The organism is Streptomyces sp. NPDC029466, assembly GCF_055574515.1.
Genome location: NZ_JBVHZH010000006.1, coordinates 66,728 through 84,459 on the forward strand (window position 1 = coordinate 66,728; position 17,732 = coordinate 84,459).

General features: G+C 71.9%; 16 protein-coding genes. 9 read left to right on the forward strand and 7 right to left on the reverse strand.

Going from position 1 to position 17,732, the window contains the following annotated elements; genetic code table 11:
* Positions 1-120: 120 nt before the first annotated feature.
* Positions 121-1,152 carry a LacI family DNA-binding transcriptional regulator gene (locus ACZ4XD_RS07870; RefSeq protein WP_468039255.1) on the forward strand — a complete coding sequence of 344 codons (1,032 nt, stop codon included), beginning with the start codon at positions 121-123 and terminating at the stop codon, positions 1,150-1,152.
* A 109-nt stretch (positions 1,153-1,261) separates the two neighbouring features.
* Positions 1,262-2,506, forward strand: coding sequence for a DegT/DnrJ/EryC1/StrS aminotransferase family protein (locus tag ACZ4XD_RS07875; RefSeq protein ID WP_468039257.1), 1,245 nt, complete (start codon positions 1,262-1,264; stop codon positions 2,504-2,506).
* Positions 2,507-2,580: 74 nt separating this feature from the next.
* Here the strand turns inward: ACZ4XD_RS07875 and ACZ4XD_RS07880 are convergent, their stop codons facing one another.
* The 4 genes from ACZ4XD_RS07880 to ACZ4XD_RS07895 are packed head-to-tail and all read right to left on the reverse strand — an operon-like array spanning position 2,581 to position 5,884.
* Positions 2,581-2,913 carry a putative quinol monooxygenase gene (locus ACZ4XD_RS07880; RefSeq protein WP_468039260.1) on the reverse strand — a complete coding sequence of 111 codons (333 nt, stop codon included), beginning with the start codon at positions 2,911-2,913 and terminating at the stop codon, positions 2,581-2,583.
* A 46-nt stretch (positions 2,914-2,959) separates the two neighbouring features.
* Positions 2,960-4,321, reverse strand: a complete 1,362-nt coding sequence (locus ACZ4XD_RS07885; protein WP_468039262.1) for a 3-deoxy-7-phosphoheptulonate synthase — start codon at positions 4,319-4,321, stop codon at positions 2,960-2,962.
* The gene (locus ACZ4XD_RS07890) at positions 4,321-5,019 is read right to left on the reverse strand and encodes an O-methyltransferase (RefSeq protein ID WP_468039264.1); all 699 of its coding nucleotides are present in this window, start codon (positions 5,017-5,019) and stop codon (positions 4,321-4,323) included. The genes ACZ4XD_RS07885 and ACZ4XD_RS07890 overlap by 1 nt, the downstream gene beginning before the upstream one ends.
* Before the next feature lie 55 nt (positions 5,020-5,074).
* The gene (locus ACZ4XD_RS07895; RefSeq protein WP_468039266.1) at positions 5,075-5,884 is read right to left on the reverse strand and encodes a hypothetical protein; all 810 of its coding nucleotides are present in this window, start codon (positions 5,882-5,884) and stop codon (positions 5,075-5,077) included.
* A gap of 572 nt (positions 5,885-6,456) precedes the next feature.
* Here ACZ4XD_RS07895 and ACZ4XD_RS07900 point away from each other — a divergent pair.
* Positions 6,457-8,184 (forward strand): class I adenylate-forming enzyme family protein, encoded by a 1,728-nt coding sequence (locus ACZ4XD_RS07900; RefSeq protein WP_468039268.1) that lies wholly within the window; start codon positions 6,457-6,459, stop codon positions 8,182-8,184.
* Between the two features lie 23 nt (positions 8,185-8,207).
* Here ACZ4XD_RS07900 and ACZ4XD_RS07905 read toward each other — a convergent pair whose 3' ends face one another.
* The gene (locus ACZ4XD_RS07905; RefSeq protein WP_468039270.1) at positions 8,208-9,110 is read right to left on the reverse strand and encodes a LysR family transcriptional regulator; all 903 of its coding nucleotides are present in this window, start codon (positions 9,108-9,110) and stop codon (positions 8,208-8,210) included.
* A gap of 144 nt (positions 9,111-9,254) precedes the next feature.
* On the opposite strand from ACZ4XD_RS07905, the gene ACZ4XD_RS07910 reads away from it, so the two are divergent.
* Genes ACZ4XD_RS07910 through ACZ4XD_RS07925 form a run of 4 tightly spaced genes read left to right on the forward strand, consistent with a single transcriptional unit; the run spans position 9,255 to position 12,820 of the window.
* A complete protein-coding gene (locus ACZ4XD_RS07910; protein WP_468039272.1) occupies positions 9,255-10,676 on the forward strand; it encodes an MFS transporter in 1,422 nt (473 codons plus the stop codon).
* 52 nt (positions 10,677-10,728) lie between these two features.
* On the forward strand, positions 10,729-11,337 hold the full coding sequence (locus tag ACZ4XD_RS07915) for a VOC family protein (protein ID WP_468039274.1): 609 nt from the start codon (positions 10,729-10,731) through the stop codon (positions 11,335-11,337).
* Entirely contained in the window at positions 11,334-11,588 is a 255-nt protein-coding gene (locus tag ACZ4XD_RS07920; protein WP_468039276.1) for a hypothetical protein, read from the forward strand. Before ACZ4XD_RS07915 ends, ACZ4XD_RS07920 begins: the two co-directional genes overlap by 4 nt.
* Positions 11,585-12,820: an FAD-dependent monooxygenase gene (locus tag ACZ4XD_RS07925; protein WP_468039278.1), complete on the forward strand. Its 1,236-nt coding sequence runs from the start codon at positions 11,585-11,587 to the stop codon at positions 12,818-12,820. Before ACZ4XD_RS07920 ends, ACZ4XD_RS07925 begins: the two co-directional genes overlap by 4 nt.
* 70 nt (positions 12,821-12,890) lie before the next feature.
* Here ACZ4XD_RS07925 and ACZ4XD_RS07930 read toward each other — a convergent pair whose 3' ends face one another.
* Positions 12,891-13,760, reverse strand: coding sequence for a LysR family transcriptional regulator (locus ACZ4XD_RS07930; protein ID WP_468039280.1), 870 nt, complete (start codon positions 13,758-13,760; stop codon positions 12,891-12,893).
* Between the two features lie 561 nt (positions 13,761-14,321).
* Between ACZ4XD_RS07930 and ACZ4XD_RS07935 the strand changes: the two genes are divergently transcribed.
* Positions 14,322-15,158: an alpha/beta fold hydrolase gene (locus tag ACZ4XD_RS07935; protein WP_468039282.1), complete on the forward strand. Its 837-nt coding sequence runs from the start codon at positions 14,322-14,324 to the stop codon at positions 15,156-15,158.
* 71 nt (positions 15,159-15,229) lie between these two features.
* Here ACZ4XD_RS07935 and ACZ4XD_RS07940 read toward each other — a convergent pair whose 3' ends face one another.
* Positions 15,230-16,102, reverse strand: coding sequence for a dienelactone hydrolase family protein (locus tag ACZ4XD_RS07940; RefSeq protein WP_468039284.1), 873 nt, complete (start codon positions 16,100-16,102; stop codon positions 15,230-15,232).
* A gap of 340 nt (positions 16,103-16,442) precedes the next feature.
* Between ACZ4XD_RS07940 and ACZ4XD_RS07945 the strand changes: the two genes are divergently transcribed.
* A complete protein-coding gene (locus ACZ4XD_RS07945; RefSeq protein ID WP_468039286.1) occupies positions 16,443-17,669 on the forward strand; it encodes a cytochrome P450 in 1,227 nt (408 codons plus the stop codon).
* The last annotated feature ends 63 nt before the right edge of the window (positions 17,670-17,732 follow it).

Sequence of the window (17,732 nt, forward strand, 5' to 3'; positions counted from 1 at the left end):
ATGACAGCGCTTGCAGGCTAGAAGTGGCCTTGTCGCCAGGTCAACGGCTCGTGAACAACAGATTTCTCTTCGGGACCTTCTGGCAACGCTGTCATCGCCTTTTTGTGCTAGCGTCCCGGCATGTCCTCAGCTCAGAGCGAGGCCACGATGGCCGATGTGGCCCAGCGGGCGGGGGTTTCGGTCTCCACCGTCTCGCGCACGCTGCGCGGCCTGTCGACGGTCTCGGACACGACCCGCGCCCGCGTGGAGGCGGCGGCCCGCGAACTCTCCTTCGCGATCACCCGCAGCGCCTCCAGTCTCGTGACCGGCCGCACCGGACGGGTCGCCGTGCTCACCCCACACCTGGAGACGTGGTTCCTGAGCGCGGCACTGGCCGGTATGGCGCCCGCGCTGCGCGAGGCGGGTCTCGACCTGCTGGTCTACAGCGTGGCCGATGTACGCGAACGCGCCGATTTCTTCGACCGGTTGCCCGCCCGCCGCAACGCCGATGCGCTGCTCGTGGTGAGTTTCGCGCTCACCCCCGCCGAGCGGGCCCGGCTGGACGACCTGGGCATGCCGCTCGTGTTCGTCAGCCAGCACGCCGAGGGGCGCCCCAGTGTCTACGTGGACGACGCGGACGCCGCGCTGCGCGGCACCCGCCATCTGATCAACCTCGGCCACCGGCGGATCGCCTTCCTCCAGACGTCCGACGAGACGGGCTTCGCCTGGAGCAGCAAGAACCGGCTCGCCGGGCATCTGCGGGCCCTGGCCGACGCCGGACTGGAGCGGGACGACGCGCTGATCATGAGCGTGCCGGGCTGGAAGGGCAGCGGTATGGGCGCGGCGGTGGGCCGGCTGCTGAGTCTCCAGGACCCGCCGACCGCGCTCTTCGCCGAGACCGACGATTTCGCCTTCCGTCTGCTGGCGGCGCTGCGGGAGGCCAATGTCCCGGTCCCCGGGCGGGTTTCGGTCATGGGGTTCGACGACCACGTCATGGCCGGGGTCCTGGGCCTGACGACGCTGGCCCAGCCCGCCGCCGACATCGGGCGCACCGCCGTTCACCTGGCCCGGTCGGTGATCGAGGACGTCGACGGCGCGCAGGAGCGTCATATCGTGCTGCCGACCGAACTCGTCCCGCGGGGCAGCACCGCGCCGCCGCCCACGGGAAGCTGACCTAACTGACCTTGCTGACCGCCGCTGACTCTTCACCGGCGGCCGCCCCTCGACTGTCATAGGACTGCACCTCTTCGGTGCGTGACCAGAGACGATCCGGGGGGAACTGATGCTGGACAAGAGTTACCTCGTGCCCTGGGGGAAGCGGGGCAGCCTGTCGACCGACACCGAGGCCGCCGTGCTGGCCGAGCTCGTCCACGAGAGCACACCATTACCCGCCGGCGCCCGGCGTGAACGGTTCGAGCGCTCCTTCGCCGCCTCGGTCGGCAGCCGGCACGCGATCTCGGTGAACAACGGAGCGGTCGCCCTCCAGATGGCGGTCAGGATGCTCGATCTGGCCCCCGGCGACGAGGTGATCGCCACCCCGCAGACCCATCGCTCCACCGTCCAGCCGCTGCTGGACTACGACGTACGGGTCCGGTTCTGCGATATCGACCCCACCACCCTCAACCTCGACCCGGCCGCGCTGGAGGCGCTGATCACCCCGCGCACCCGGGCCCTGCTGCTGGTGCACTACGGCGGCTGCCCCGCCGAGATGGACACGGTGATGGCCCTGGCCCGGCGGCACGGCTTCCTGGTGCTGGAGGACTGTGTGCATGCGCTGGGCGCCCGCTACCGCGGCCGCAGCCCCGGGTCCCTGGCGGACCTCGCCACCTTCAGCCTCCGCAATGCCAAGTCCAGCACCGCGCTGGGCGAGGGCGGGCTGATCACCTGCGACCGGGACGACTGGGCGGAGCGGCTGCACCGGCTGCGCGCCCCCGACGGGGACGCCCGGACCGCGCACCCTGCGCCGGAGCCGGCCGGGCTGCCGGGGACCGCGTACGCCACGCCCCTCCAGCGCGACTGCGTACGGCGGCCCGGCAGCGACGCGACGATGCCGGAGGTGGTCGCGGCGCTGGGACAGGCCCAGCTCACGGGGGTCGAGGCGGCCGTGGCGCGGCGGCGCGCGCTCGCCGGGCGGCTGGACGAGGTGCTCTCCCGCTACTCCTTCCTCACCCCGCAGTCGGCGCCCGCGCACAGCGCCCACGCCTACCACCTCTACACCTGCCTCGCCGACCACCAGGAGCTGCGTGACCGGCTCGTCCTGGCCCTGGACCGCAGGGGTGTGGAGATCCAGCTGCGCTACTTCCCCCAGCATCTGCTGCCGCAGTGGCGCCACCGCGGACATCTGCGCGGTGAGTGCCCGGTCGCCGAACGCAGCTGGTTCGAGCAGCATCTCAATCTCCCCTGCCACCCGATGTTGACGCACCATCAACAGGACTATCTGGTCGAGGCGTTGGACGGTGCGCTCGCGGAGCTGAACGGCGGGGCGGCCCCTGCGGGGGTGCCCGCGACGGTCTGCGGGCCCCGGTAGCGAGGGGCGGGTCCGCCCCGCCGGGATGCGCGCGGCCGCCGCCCCTGGTGGGGGCGGCGGCCGGTGTCAGGCCGTCAGTCCTCCGGGTGGTGGACGGCGAAGACCGTGTACGCGTGCGGGTCCGGCTTGGCCAGTTCGGCCGCCTTGTCGCGGTAGACCTGGACATTGGGGTCGGCCATGGTCGCCTTGATGTCGGCCTTGGTGCGCCACTGGGCGTAGTAGACGAGCCGCTTGCCGTCGGTGCTGGGGAGGATGTTCACCGAGACGCACCCCGGCCGGTGCCGGATGAACTTCTCGGCGCCCTCGCTCAGTACGTCGGCCAGCTCCTGCTGGTTCTCGGGGGCGACCTCGAAGACGTTGATCATGGCGATGGTGCCGTCGTCGGTGCGGATGACGGTTTCACTCATGGTGTCGTTCCTTTCCAGGAGGGATGGTGACGCACGCGCCGCGGGCTCAGCCGAGCGCCGAGCCCGCCGCGTATGCCGGGGTGCGCGCGGACGGGTTCGCCCACGCGCGGGCCACCTCGACGGCCTGCGCCGGGTTGAGGCGGGGGTCGCAGTGGGACGCGTGCCGGGCCGGGCCGGCGGCCCGTTCGGCGTCGATGTCCGCGGGGTCGTCTCCCCAGACGCACTCGGTGACGTCATGCGGAGTGGTTTCGAGGTGCAGTCCGGCGGGGGTTCCACCGGCTCCGGTGACCGCGTCCAGGAAGGCCCGGACCTCGGCGACGACCGTCGGCACCGCCCGGACCTTCACACCGCCCGGTGAGGTGACGGTGTTGCCGTGCATCGGGTCGCACAGCCACCCGACGCGGTGGCCGGCGCGGCGCACGGCGGAGACCAGGGGCGGCAGTGCGGTGCCGGCCGCCGGTGCTCCCATCCGGGCGATGAGCGTGAGCCGGCCGGGCTCGCGCCCCGGGTCGAGGCGTGCGCACAGGGCGAGCAGGTCCTCCGGCCGGGTCGCCGGCCCGACCTTGCACGCGACGGGGTTGGCCACCTGCGCCAGCATCATGGTGTGCGGACCGTCCGGCTGCCGGGTCCGCTCCCCGATCCAGGGCAGATGGGTGGAGGCCAGCAGGGTGTGGCCGGTGGCGGTCCGCCGCAGCAGCGGCAGCTCGTAGTCGAAGACCAGCGCCTCATGGCTGGTCCACACCGGGGCGCCGGTGGGCGGCGCCCAGGCGCTGGTGCGCTGCCGCAGACAGGTCACCGCGCACAAGGCGGCGTGGTAGCAGTCCAGCATCCGGCGCGGGTCGGCCCGCCGCGCGGTCCGGGTGGGCTCGGGACTGTTGACCAAGTGCCCCCGGTATACCGGGAGTTCGCGGCCGCCGACGGTTTCGGTGGTGGCGCTGCGCGGCTTGGCGAACTGCCCGGCGATCCGGCCGATACGCACCACCGGCTTGCCCGTCCCCGCCGTCATCACCCCGGCCAGCGCGTCGAGCAGCCCGGCCTTCCTCAGCACCGCCGACGGTTCGCACTCCGCCGGGTCCTCCGCGCAGTCGCCCGCCTGGATCACCAGGTAGTGACCGGTCGCGGCCTCGGCGAGCAGGGTCCGCAGCAGCCGGACCTCCTCCCAGGTGACCAGGCCGGGCAGCTGGGCGAGTTCGGCGCGCATGGCCGCGGCCTGGACGGGGTCGTCCCAGTCCGGCTGCTGCCGGGCCGCGGCGAGGTCCCAGGGGCAGTCCTCGTCGAGTTCCACGAACGGTCCCTCGGCGGTGAGCGAGGGCAGCGGGTAGCCGGACCGGGCCGCCCCCGTCATCCGCGTCGTCCGGCCGGCCGGTGCCGGTGGCGTACTTGCCGTCGCTTGGCTGGTGGGTTCCATCAGACCGGCGACTCACCGGGCGGCAGCCGGCGGGCCATCGTCAGCCCGTCCGCGATCGGCAGCATGACGAGCTGGACGCGGTCGTCCTTGCGGGCGTGCTCGTTGAACGCGCGGATGGCGGCGGGCTTCTCGGCCGGGTCGGCGTCGATCACCTGGCCGCTGAAGAGCGTGTTGTCGGCCAGCAGCAGCGCGCCCGGCCGCAGCCGTGGCACCAGTTCCTCCCAGTAGCCGATGTAGCCGGGCTTGTCGGCGTCGATGAACGCCAGGTCCAGGTGCGGTTCGACAGGCAGGGCGCGGAGGGTGTCCAGGGCCGGGCCGAGCCGCAGCTCGATCCGGTCGGCCACCCCGTCGCGGGCCCAGAAGTCGCGGGCCAGGGCGGTCCATTCGGCGGAGACATCACAGGTGATCAGCGAGCCGTCGGCGGGCAGCCCGCGCGCCAGACAGAGCGAGGAGTAGCCGGTGAAGGTCCCCACCTCGACGATGTGCCGGGCGCCCAGCAGCCGCACCAGGAAGGTCAGCAGGGCGCCTTCCTCGGGCGCGACGGTCATGTGTGCCTGGTCGGGGACGGCGGCTCCGGTGTGCTCGATCAGCTCGGCGAGCACCGGGTCGGGGGTCATCCTGCCCTGTGCGAGGAGATAGCTGTGCAGTTCGGGGGTGAGCGTCAGATTCCTGGGGCCCAGGGTGTCGTTCCGTAACACGGTGTCTCCTGAAGGGTGTGCGGACGGTGCGTCGGTCTCGGGCGGGGCGCGGTGGTCAGCGGGGCCCGTCGTGGGCGGTGCGGCGCCAGTCGGCGTAGGCGCGGTCGACAGCCTCGGTCTCCTCGGCGATCCGGGCGGTGAAGTCCCTGAGGTCGCCGGCGCAGTGCAGTTCGAAGCGACGGCGGGGTGACGGCCAGGCGTGCTCCCGGACGAAGTACATGACGGTGGAGCCCTGGGGGCCGCCCTCGTGGGGGTTGTGACCGCCGCCTTCCCACAGCAGGCCGGCCTCGGTACGCCAGGCGGTGACGAGCCGTTCCAGCAGCGGCGGGCTCGGGCGGGGCACCACGAACGCGGTGTGGTGCTCGAAGCCGTGCGCGGCCTCCGACTCCTCGACCCGGCGGTCGAAGGCGCCGCTGTCGCGGGGGAAGAGGAACACCTCGACCGCGGCCTGCCGACGGCCGTTCGGTAACTCCAGGCGGAGCCGGGTGATGTGGACCTGGCACGCGGCCGGGTCGAGTCCGTGGCGGGTGCTCAGTCTGCGGCGCACCACGGTGCTCGGCACGGTCGGCAGCGGTGCCAGGCCGCGCCGTTCCAGGTCGCGCAGTCCGTCGGTGAGGGTGCGGGGGAACAGCAGCACCGCGCAGTGGTCGAACACGCAGTGCCGTTCGGTCAGCGCTACGGCCTCGCCGCCCGCCGCCACCTGTGCGAGAAGCGTCGACGCGGACGCCGTCGAAGCGAGCCGGGCGTCACGGATCGCGTCGTCCAGCCGCCGCAGATCGGCGCCGGAGAACGCACCGTCCCCGGAGAACCCCGCGCCGGGGCGGAGCCGTTCCTGTGCTGTGCCGGAAGGGTGGGCAACGGACATCGATACCTCCTGTATCGGGGCCGTCGGCATTCTGTGGGGAATTCCGTTCGCCCGGCAAGCGGAAAGTGACCGCGAAACGGAAAAGCATGGATTCCGCATTCCTCGAAACCTGGAAACGTACCGGACGGCCAGCGGAAACAGGGCGCTTCGGCCTTTTCGATGGCAGGCATCGGCGCCGCCGATCGGTGGTGCTCGAACCCCGTGACGACCCCGGCGCGAAGCGGAGTACCGCCCTTCTCTATTGGGATTTCTTTGCGCCGGCCGCGCCGGCGACCGCCTTCGGTACCTCATCTGCCCTGCACTGGCGCTCAGTTGTGCACCGGAGGCGCGCAACTTCGGCCCGTCCGATGGACCGCATCGGCCGGCCCGAACAAGGATGAGCCGACGCCATGGAAAAGAGCAGCCACCGCCGTCAGTTGAGTATTGGATAGATATCCCTTATGACGCCCCACCGGCCGGCCGGCATCAGGAATTCTTATCGGGAATTGTCTGGACGATCCGCTCACCGACTGCCCAGAATCCCTGTCGGCAAGGCAGCGACTGTTTCGTTCTGCCGTAGACGGAGGAGCTTCGTGAACGATCGGCATCCGGAATCGACAACCACGTTTCTGACGTTCACCGAAGCTCTGGAGCGGGCCGCCGCCCGCCGTACGGGCCCCGCCGTATGGGACGGGCTCCGCCACCGGACCTGGCGCGAGTGCCTGCTGGCGGCCGAACGGACCGCCGGCGCCCTGCACCGGCAGGGCCTGCGGGCCGGTGAGGTGCTCGCGGCCCAACTGCCCAACTGCTGGGAGCTGGTGGTGCTGCACGCGGCCACCGCCCGGCTCGGCATGGCGCTGCTGCCCCTGCACTCCGCCTACGGTGCCCACGAGGTGCGGTCGCTGGTCGACCAGGCCGGGGCCGCCGCGCTGGTGGCCAGGGACACCTGCCGCGGCCGGGACCGCGTCGACGAGATCCGCGCCCTGCGCGAGCGTTGCCCCTCGCTGCGCCGGGTCTGGGTCTCCTACGGCGGATCCGCTGACGGCGGGCCCGCCGGCCCCGGTCCGTCCCGCCCCGGGCACGCCGGGCTGCCGGACTCGACGGAGTTGCTCACCGGCCCGCCGGTCCCGGTCGCGGAGCTTCCGGACCGTCCGCGGGACGCGCACACACCCCTGGTGCTGCTCGCCTCATCCGGGACCACCTCCCGGCGTCCGAAGCTGTGTGTGCACAGCCACGGCGGGCTGCTCGGCAACGCCGCCGCCGTCGCGGCGGACGGCGGACTCGGCCCCGCGGACACCCTCGTCTCCGCGAGCCCGCTCAGCCATGCGTTCGGGCTGCTGTCGGTGCATCTGGCCCTGGTCGTCGGCGGGGGTGTCGGCCTGTTCGACGGGTGGGAGCCGCGGCGCTTCCTCGAAGCGCTGCACGCCGCCCCGGCCACCGCGGCCTTCGCGGTGCCGGCCCAACTCCGTGACTTGACCGCCCTGTTGGAGGACAGCCCGGCCGACCGGGCGCCGGCCGGGCTGCGGGAGGTGCGCACCGGCGGCGCCCCGGTGCCGCGCGAGCTGGCCGCGAGCGTACGGCGGACGCTGGGCGCGCGGCTCGTCGTGCAGTGGGGGATGACCGAGATCGGTGCGGGCACCTTCACCCGTCCCGGGGACCCGCCCGAGGCGGCGGACACCATAGGGCGGCCGGTGTCCGGCGGCGAGGTCCGGGTGCGGGGCCGGGACGGCGCGCCCGCCGGGCCGGGCGAGACCGGGGAGCTCCAGTACCGCAGCCCCTACATGTTCCGCGGCTACCTCCACGCGCCGGAGCTGACCCGGGCCGCGCTCACCGCCGACGGGTGGCTGCGCACCGGCGATCTGGGCGTTCTCCACCCGGACGGTTCGGTGAGCTACCGGGGGCGCGCCGATGAGCTGATCAACCGTGGCGGTCTGAAGTTCAGCGCGCTGGAGGTGGAGGAGCTGCTCAACGATCTGCCGCAGCTGGCACAGCACGCGGTGGTGGCACGGCCCGATCCGCGGCTGGGCCAGCGCTCCTGTCTGCTGGCCGCGCTCCACGAGGGGGCGGCCCTGACACTGGACGAGGTGACCGGGCATCTGTCCGGCAAGGGACTGGCCACCTACAAACTGCCCGAACAGCTGGTGATCGTCGACCGGCTGCCGACCACGGTCACCGGCAAGATCGCCCGCGCCCGGCTGAGGGCGATCCCGCTGCCGTCGGCGGCGGTGCGGTCGCCGGATGCGCCATCACCCGCTGCGCAGCCGCGCCCGCCGGCCCCCGTGGCACCGCCCGCGCCCGAACCGCAGGCGGTGGAGCGGTGACCGGGAAACGGAACGGCCCGCTGTCAGCTGCCCAGCTGCTTGCGCAGCACCGACTGGAAACCGGTGAGGTTCGGGTTCGTGGAGTTGCGGTCCAGCCAGGTCATCGTCACCGTCGTCCGCAGATCGGTGTCGCCGACCTCCACGACGGCCACCTCGCCACGGGCGGCCTGGCCGCGTACCGAGATCAGCGGCAGCAGCGCACAGCCCATCCCGGCCGCCACACATGCGCCGAGGGTGCCGATGCCCGAGACCTCCGCGATCGGCTCCTGCGACGGCGCGGCCCCGAACGAGCTGTCGTACATCTCCCGGAAGCCGCAGCCCCGCTCGGTGGCCAGAAAGGCTTCCCTGGAGAGCTCTTCCAGGCCGGCCCGGCCACGGGCGGCCAGATGGTGCGCCGGCGGCACGATGACCACGAGCGGTTCCTCGGCCAGCGTCTCGAAGCACAGGCCGGCGTCGGCGGGCGGGTCGCCGAAGGTCAGACACAGATCCAGGTCACCCCGGCGCACGGCCTTGTACAGCTCGCCGCGGTTGTCCTGCCCCACCCGCACCCGCGCCTGCGGGTACAGCGAGCGGTAGTGCGCGAGCACATCCGGCAGCAGATGCAGGCCCACGGTCTCCAGCGCGCCGACCGCCAGCTCCGAGCCGGGCCGCGAGACCGCCCAGCGCGCCTCCTCCAGCAGTTTGAGGATGCGGTTGGTGTACTCCGAGAGCACCGACCCCTGCGGAGTCAGCCGAATCCGGCGCTGCGACCGGTCCAGCAGCTCGACTCCCAATTCTCGTTCCAGTGCCTGAATTTGGTCACTGACACTGGACTGCGCATAGTGCAGCTCCCGCGCCGCCTGTGTGACGCTCAGTGTCCGGGCAACCGTTTCGAACGTCCGAAGATGCCGTAACTCCACGCGCACGCCCCCCAGTTGAGGACCCATCGGCTGGGCCGATGTTAACCATAGGGCATTCCCTTCGTCACCACCGTCAATTCCCCTTCCGCGTCCGGTTGAATGATTTGGCCCGCCCCGGTGATGCGGCTCAGGCGGCGGAAATGGCGATTCTTGAAACCGAGGAGAAAACACATGGCAACGCAGGCGGAACCACAGGGGGCTTCCGTCGCCGATGCGGCACGGAGCGGTAAGCCCTCGCGCACCTTACTGATCGGACTCTCGCTCGGTTACTTCATGGTCCTGCTGGACATGACGATCGTCTCGGTCGCGCTCCCCGCGATCGCCCGGGACCTGCACGTCGGGCTGAGCGGCCTCCAGTGGGTCACCAACGGCTACACCATCACCTTCGCCGCCCTGCTGCTCACCGCGGGCTGGCTGTCGGACCGCTACGGCGGCCGGCGGATCTTCCTCTGGGGCCTGGTGGCGTTCGGGGTGCTGTCCGGCGTCTCGGCGGCCGCGACGACGCTGGACGCGCTGGTGGTGCTGCGGCTGGCCCTGGGCGTGGCCGGTGCGCTGCTGCTGCCGGCCTCCCTGGCGGTGATCACCAATGCCTACACCGACCCGGCCGAGCGGGCCCGTGCGGTGGGGTCCTGGGCGGCCATCACGGGTGCGGCACTCGCCGCCGGACCGCTGGTGGGCGGCGTGCTCACCGACACCGTCGGCTGGCGCACCATCTTCCTGATCAATGTGCCGCTGGCCCTGGTCAGCCTGGTCATCACGGTGCGACTGGCCCCGGAGACCGCGCGCAAGCAGCGCAGCGGACTCGATCTGACCGGGCAGCTCAGCGGCGTACTGGCGCTGGCCGCGCTGGTGTACGCACTGATCGAGGGCCCGGAGAAGGGCTGGTCGGCCGCCGGGGTGCTGGCCGCCTTCGCGGTGGCGGTGGTCGCGGCGGTGGTCTTCGTCGTCGCGGAGCTGCGGGCCGGTGACGCGGCGATGCTCCCGCTGCGGATGTTCCGCAGCCGCGGTTTCTCGGCCGCGCTGGCCTCCGGTCTGCTCGCCAACTTCGGCCTGTCCGGGCTGCTGTTCGTGCTCTCGCTGTTCTTCCAGGACAGCCGGGGCTACTCCTCGTTCAGCGCCGGTCTCGCCTTCCTTCCGCTGACCCTGCCCACGGCCTTCAACCCGATCTTCACCGGGCGGCTGGTCGGCCGGATCGGGCCGCGCCGTCCGGCCACCATCGGCTTCGTCCTCATGGGCGTCGGCGCGCTGCTCCAGGCGCCGTTCACCGGCAACTCGACCGGTGCGCTGGTGGCCACCGTGGTGGGTCTGCTGGCGTTCGGGTTCGGCGTCTCCTTCGCCCTGCCCGCCCTGGTCGCCGGGATGGCCGGCTCCGTCCCGGCCGAATTCGCCGGTATCGGCGCCGGCGCGCTCAACTCCGCCCGCCAGGTCGGCGCCTCACTGGGCGTCGCCGTCCTCGGCGTGGTCCTCAATCTGACCTCGTCCAACGCCGGCGGCACCCGCTGGGCGCTGGTCGTCGGCGGGCTGGCCCTGCTGCTCGGGGCGGTCATCGCCGGCACCGGGCTGCGGGGGCGCACCCCCTCCCCGGCCCGCTGACGCCGCTCCGGCAGCGCCGGTCCGGGCCGTTCCGCCCCTACTAGGAGGAGCATTGGCAACCCCCTCACCGTCCCCGGTTCCCCGGACCGGCCGGCCGGGCCCGCGCCTGGACGGCGTCGACCATCTGGCCTTCGTCACCTGGCGCCCGCGGGCGACCCACGAGTTCTACACCCAGGCACTGGGGATGCCCCTGGTGCACGCGATCACCGCGACGGGCTGGGTCACCGAGGACTACCCGGACTTCGTGCACTTCTTCTTCGACATGGGCAGGGGGAACCGGATCGCGTTCTTCTACTACTTCGGCCTGCCGGAGGAGGAGGCGCCGAGCGACCTCATGCACCGCTCCCGTCACGTCGCCTTCCACGTCGACACCGAGGAGGAGCTGCTGGCCTGGCGGGACCGGCTGAAGGCCCACGGGGTGCGGGTCACCCGGCCACTGGGGCACGAGCTGATCGAGTCGATCTACTTCGACGACCCCAACGGCATCCAGCTGGAGATCACCAGACCCCTCCGCGAGATGTCCGCGATCGATGCCCGGGACGCGGAGCTGACGCTGGCCGCGCTCACCGACATCGCCGGCTCCCCGCGCCCCTCGGCGCAGGCGCTGTGGCAGCGGAAGGCGGAGCTCATACGGAAGAACGCGGAGGTGGCAGGCCCGTGACGCTCGCGGTGTACGTACTCGACGTGCCGGAGTTCGAACCCGTGGTCCACACCGCCGAGGCCGCCGGGATGGCGGTCCGGAGGACCGGCGACTACCTGGAGTTGTCCACTACGGAGCGGGAGATCGTGCTGCGCCGCGAGGAGACCGGAATGCGCACCGCGCTGTGGCACGCCCTGCTCACCGGCGGTCTCGACGGCCGCATCGTCTCCTTCACCCCCGACACCCTCCATCTCGTCCAGGAGGCGGCATGAGCATCCCCGACGCCGCGGCAACCCGTCAGCCGGTGCTGGTGGTCGGCGCCGGTCCGGCCGGACTGAGCGCCGCGCTGGCACTGCGCGCCGCCGGCCTGCCCGCGGTGGTCCTGGAGAAGCGCACCCGGGACACGGTCCGGCCGGGCAGCCGCGCCGCGTATCTGCACGGAGCGTCACTGCGCGCACTGGAGCGGGTCAGCCCGGGGCTCGGCCACGAGATCGCCGGACGTGGCCTGATGTGGGCCACCAAGCGGTCGTTCTGGGCCGGGCAGGAGATCTACACCCGGACCTACCCACCGCTGCGCCGCGACGGGCTGCCCCCGTTCACCAGTCTTCCGCAGGTGCACACCGAGGACCTGATGGCCGCCGCGTGCCGGGAACACGGGGTGGAGTTCCACTGGGGTGTGGAGGTGACCTCGGCCGAGAGCTCCCCGGACGGGGTGCGGCTGGTGGACTCCACGGGCGTCACGTGGGAGGCGGACTATGTGATCGCGGCGGACGGGTCACGGTCCGCGCTGCGGTCCGCCATCGGCAGCCCCCTGGAGGGGCCGCGCTCCCGGAACACCTTCGTGGTCGTCGACCTCGATGACGACCCCGCCCACCCGGTGCCGCTCGAACGGGTCTTCCACTACCACCACCCGGGGGTCGGCGGCCGGAACGTCCTGATCGTGCCGTTCGCCGGCGGCTGGCGGGTCGACCTCAACCTCCTGGTGAACGACGCCCCGGAGCGGTTCATCTCCCCGGAGGGGCTGCGCCGCTGGATCCCCAGGGTGCTGCCCGCTTCGTACGGCGAGCGGGTGCGCTGGGTGTCGACCTACCGGTTCGCCCAGCAGGTGGCCGCCACGTTCACCGACGCGCACCGCCGGGTGCTGCTGACGGGTGAGGCGGCGCATCTGTTCGCCCCGTTCGGCGCCCGGGGCATGAACTCCAGCATCCCGGACGCGATCCGGGCGGTGCGCGCCACCCGGGAGGCGCTGTCGGCCGGGAATCCCGGCGCGGCCGAGGCGGAGATCGTCCGGTTCGGCGAGGAGCGCAAGGAGGCGGCCGGCTACAACCGTGCCTGCGCGAGCGCGGCCCTGGAGCACATGCTGGCGCAGCGCCCCTCGGTCTGGCTGCGGCGGCGGGCCGCGGCGGCCGTGGCCACGGCCGGGCTCAAGGCGGGCGCGTGGCTGGACTCCGCTCCGTACGGCCCGAAGCTGGCAGCCCGCGGAGCCGCCCGGACCGCCTATTGACCGGGCCGCCCCCCGGCGCATGGCCGGCCGGTCCGGCCGGCCATGCGGGCCCTCGCACCAGGGACGACGGTCACGGAGGGGACAGCGGCAGGCCCTTGAGCGTCGCGCGGGCCACCGCCCGCGCCGCGTCGACGACGGGCTCGGGCACCGAGGTCGAGAAGGCCAGATAGACGGGCAGCGGTTCCGGTGCGGGCCCCAGGGCCCCGAGCGGGGCGGGGCGCAGGGCGGGGTGGTTGTGGTGGGTGTCGGCGGGCAGGGCCGTGTAGGCCAGCCCGGCCTGCACGGAGGCGCGGACCGACAGCGGGTCGGAGCACCACGGCACCGAACGCCAGGGGACGTTGCGCTCGGCCAGGGTGTCGACGATCCGGATGCTCAGTGCGGAGCGCTCGCTGACCAGCGCCACCGGGAACCGGTCCCCGGCGACCAGGGGCACCTCGCCGAACCACGCCAGCCGCAGTCTGCCGAGCGTCTCGCAGCGCGGGGTTTCCGTCCCCAGCAGCAGCGCCGCCTCCAACTCCCCCTGGGCCAGCTGATCGGCGAGCACGGCGCTGAGTCCGGTGGCCATCGCACAGCGCAAATGCGGCCGCTCCACCGCCAGTTGGCTGAGCATGCTCCGCAGTCCGTCGGCGAAGTGGACCGAGCAGCCCATGCTGAACGATTTCTGGCTGTGCAGGGTTGACAGCTTGCTGAGGACTTCATTGTTCAGCAGGATGACGCGACGGGCGTGGGCCACCACCTCCCGCCCGGCCGGGGTGAGCCGTAACGGCCGTTTGGCGCGCTGGAACAACGGCGCCTGAATAATGGATTCCAGACGCTGGATCTGCTGGCTCACGGTCGGCTGTGTCACGTGCAGAGTCTGTGCGGCGCGAGCAAATCCATTCTCATCGACGACCGCCATGAGGGTGCGCAGGAGTTTCACTTCGATGTCACGCTGCAACACGGTCTACCACCTGATCCCGGAGGTATGGCCAAAGCCAGGGCACGCGTACGGTCCAAACACCTTGCGGCATGCGTCATTCACCGCGGAGGCGGCGCCGATTCCGGCAAGGTCCCGCCTGTTCCCGCCTTTTCGGCGGTGCGGCGATTAAATGTGGGGCGGCGCAGAAATGTGGGGGATACGCCCTCCGGAAAGCGGGCTGCCCGTTACCGACGCGCTCCCGGGAGTCTCCCCGGACGGACTTGCGTGACGACAGAACACAGCCCAGCCCCCGTGTGTCTCCATCTCCGATGCGACGAACAAGCCAATCTTTACATGATCGCTCAGATGTACGACGGAAAAATGCTCCATCGCGCGAGCCCAATGCCCCTTTTGTCCGGCGAACTTGACCATTCCGCTACACAAGGGCGCGGACCTGACGCCAGGGGTGCCGGTGGCGGAGGAGCGCCACCCGGCCGGTGTCATCATGAACGCCTAAGGCATCCCGGCGCCGAGCAGCTGCCCCGCTGACCGCTGTCCGCCGGCGTGGGCATCGCCGACGACGTCGCCCACCCGAGGAACGACATGACCGACGGCACTCAGCAGCTGCACGCCTCGACCCGCGCCCAGGACGGCACCGTGCTGGCCTATCAACGGCACGGCTCCGGACGCCCGTTGGTACTCCTCGCGGGACAGGCCAACAACCACCACTGGTGGGACGGTGTGCGCGAGGACTTCCACACCACCCACAGCACGGTCACCATGGACTACCGCGGCACCGGCGCCAGCGGAAAACCCGGCGGGCATTACTCCACCCAGCTGTTCGCCGACGACCTGATCGCGGTCCTGGACGACCTGAGCATCGGGCAGGCCGATGTGTACGGGACCTCCATGGGCGGCCGCGTCGCCCAGTGGCTCGCCGCCCGCCACCCGGACCGGGTCCGCCGCCTCGTCCTCGGCTGCACCTCGCCCGGCGGCCCCCGGGCGCAGGAGCGCGATGCCGCGGTACGGCGCGCCCTGGCCCAGGCCGATCCGACGGCGGCGCGGCAGGCCCTCCTCGACCTGATGTACTCCCCCGCCTGGCTGGCGGACCATCCCGGCCCGTACACGACGCTCGGCGACCCCGGGATGCCCCCGCACGCCCGCCGGGGGCACCTGGTGGCGAGCAACGAGCACGACGCCTGGGAGGCCCTCCCCCGGATCACGGCCCCCACTCTCGTACTGCACGGCGATCAGGACCGGCTCACGCCCGCGGCCAACGCACCCCTGCTCGCCGCCCGTATCCCCAGGGCCCGGACGCACCTCTTCACCGGCGCCCGCCACGCCTACTTCCAGGAGTGCCGCGCCCAGGCCGGCCCGCTGGTCGCGGCCTTCCTCGCCGACCCGCAGGGCCTTCCGCTCCCGGAGGCCGGAACCGGCTGAGGCCCCGGGCCGGCGGGTCCCTTCGCGGTACCGCGACGTCCCTCAGGGGAGCGACGGCCCGCCGAGACCGCTCAGCGCTCACCCTCCGCCTCGACGGCCGGCGTCTCCACCGCCGGACCGTGCTGCTGCCCCAGCAACCGCGTACGGAAGAGGTCGAGCACCTCGTCCAGCGCCGCGCGGGTCGGCTGGCCGGGTTCGTCGATGAGGTGCTCGGTCAGGACGGAGTGCGGCGACGGCACGGCGCGGGGATTCGCGGCGGAGTCGTCCAGTTCGACGGCGGTGAACGCCTCGCCGAGTTCGCGGCGCAGAAAATCGAACCGGTCGCCCGGCACCAGCCGGTCCCCGCGGAACCGGAGCCCGACGACCCGCAGGCCCTCGCGCTCACAGCGCCCCCGGACGGTGGCGAGGTCCTCGGCGGAGATATCGATACCACCGGCCCGGCTCTTGGTGAGGGCCAGCGGCAGCGACGGCTGGGACAGGACCGGGGCGAGAAGGCGCTCATCGGCGGCCATGGCCAGCGCGAAGCCACCGGTGAGACACATCCCGACGGCCCCGACACCGGGGCCGCCGCACCGCTCGTGCTCCTGCGCGGCCAGGGCCCGCAGCCAGGTCACCACACGGGAGGATTTCCCGGTGGCCAGCACGGTGAACTCCCGGCTGACGCACACCTTCCCGATGGACGAGGCCATATAGCCTGCGGCCTTCACCCGACCGATGTGCGCGGGATTCGCATCGCGGCCGGGTCTGCCGAAGAGCACCGGGAGCACGGCGGTACAGCCGATCGCGGCCACGCGATCGGCGAACTCCAGAACCTTGGGCGTGATTCCCGGTATCTCCGCCAGCACGATCACGGCGGGCCCCGTGCCCCGCCGCAGAATCCGGTGCGTGGTGCCGTCATGGGTGAAGGTGCCGCGCTCGAAACCGGTCAGGTCATGATCTGCCATGGTTACCACCGCTTCGGTCAGTCGCTGCTCGGAGGCTGTTCGATGCCGCTTCCCGGCCGGGGCACCTCGCCCACGCCCGGCGCCGCACCAGCGCGAGACTACCCGCGCACGCCGTACGCAGCGCCCCCTCGGCTCCGCACCCGCGATCAACTGGCCTGCGGGCAGGGCGGGGTGGCCGAACAGCCGCCACCAGCACGACCGGCGGGCTCGCCATCAATACGGAACGCGACGGCGAACCGGGCCGCTGCGGCGGGAGGGGGTTGACCTTGACCGTGCGTCAGGGTTGGAGCCTTTGGCGCATGACGACGGGGCCACTACGGCCGCCGCGAAAGGACATCCCATGAGTGAAACGGTTGCCATCCCGCACGGCCTCCCCATGGAGCGCGATGCGGGCCCCTTCGACCCGCCCAGCCAGATCAGCCGGCTGCGCGAGGTGCGCCCGGTCAGCCCCCTGGTCTTCCCCGACGGTCACGAGGGCTGGCTCGTCACCGGCTACGAGGCGGTCCGCCAACTCCTGGCCGACACCCGGTTCAGCTCCCGCCAGGACCTCGGCATCCTCCACCTGCCGTACGAGACCCCCGGTATGCCCGCCGCCACCGAGCCGTCCCCGCAGGTACCGGGCCTGTTCGTCGCCATGGACCCGCCGGACCACACCCGGCTGCGACGCAAGCTGACCGGTGCCTTCACCGTCAGACGCATGAAACAGCTCGAAGAGCACATCGTCGAGATCACTGAACGGCAACTGGCGGAGATGGCGCGCCTCACCCCGCCGGTCGACCTGGTCAAGGAGTTCGCGCTGCCGGTGCCCTCGCTGGTCATCTGCGAACTGCTCGGTGTCCCTTACGAGGACCGGGAGAACTTCCAGGTCAACTCCGCCACCTTCCTGGTCAAGGACCAGGAGCTCGACGAGAAGATGGCCGCGTACGGCGCGATGACCACCTACCTCGCCGAACTGGTCACGCGCAAACGCGCCGAACCCGGCGAGGACATCCTGTCCGACCTGGCCCGCCATGACGACCTCAGCATCGAGGAACTGACCGGCATCGCCTTCCTGCTGCTGCTCGCCGGCCACGAGACCACCGCCAACATGCTGGCCCTGGGCACCTTCGCGCTCCTGGAGCACCCCGAGCAGCTGGCCGAACTGCGCGCCGCCCCGGAGCTGATCCCCGACGCCGTCGAGGAACTCATGCGCTATCTGTCCGTCGCCGATGTCTTCTATCGCTACGCCACGGAGGACATCGAACTCGGCGGGGAAACCATCGGCAAGGGATCGACCGTGGTCGTCTCGCTGCTGGCCGCCAACCGCGATCCCCGGCGCTTCGACCACCCCGACACCCTGGACATCCACCGCAGGGCCCGCGGTCACCTCTCCTTCGGCCACGGCATCCATCAGTGCCTCGGCCAGCAACTGGCCCGCATCGAGATGCGCGCCGGTTTCGACGGACTGCTGCGCCGCTTCCCGGCCCTCCGGCTCGCGGTCCCCGCCGGCGAGGTGAACCTCAGGACCGACATGAACATCTACGGCGTCCATGAACTGCCGGTCACCTGGACGGAAATGGCCCGGTAGCGGCGTCGGCGGAGCGCGTCCCGTGGGTGCGAACGCGCCCCGGCGCGGCCCCACAGGACAGGT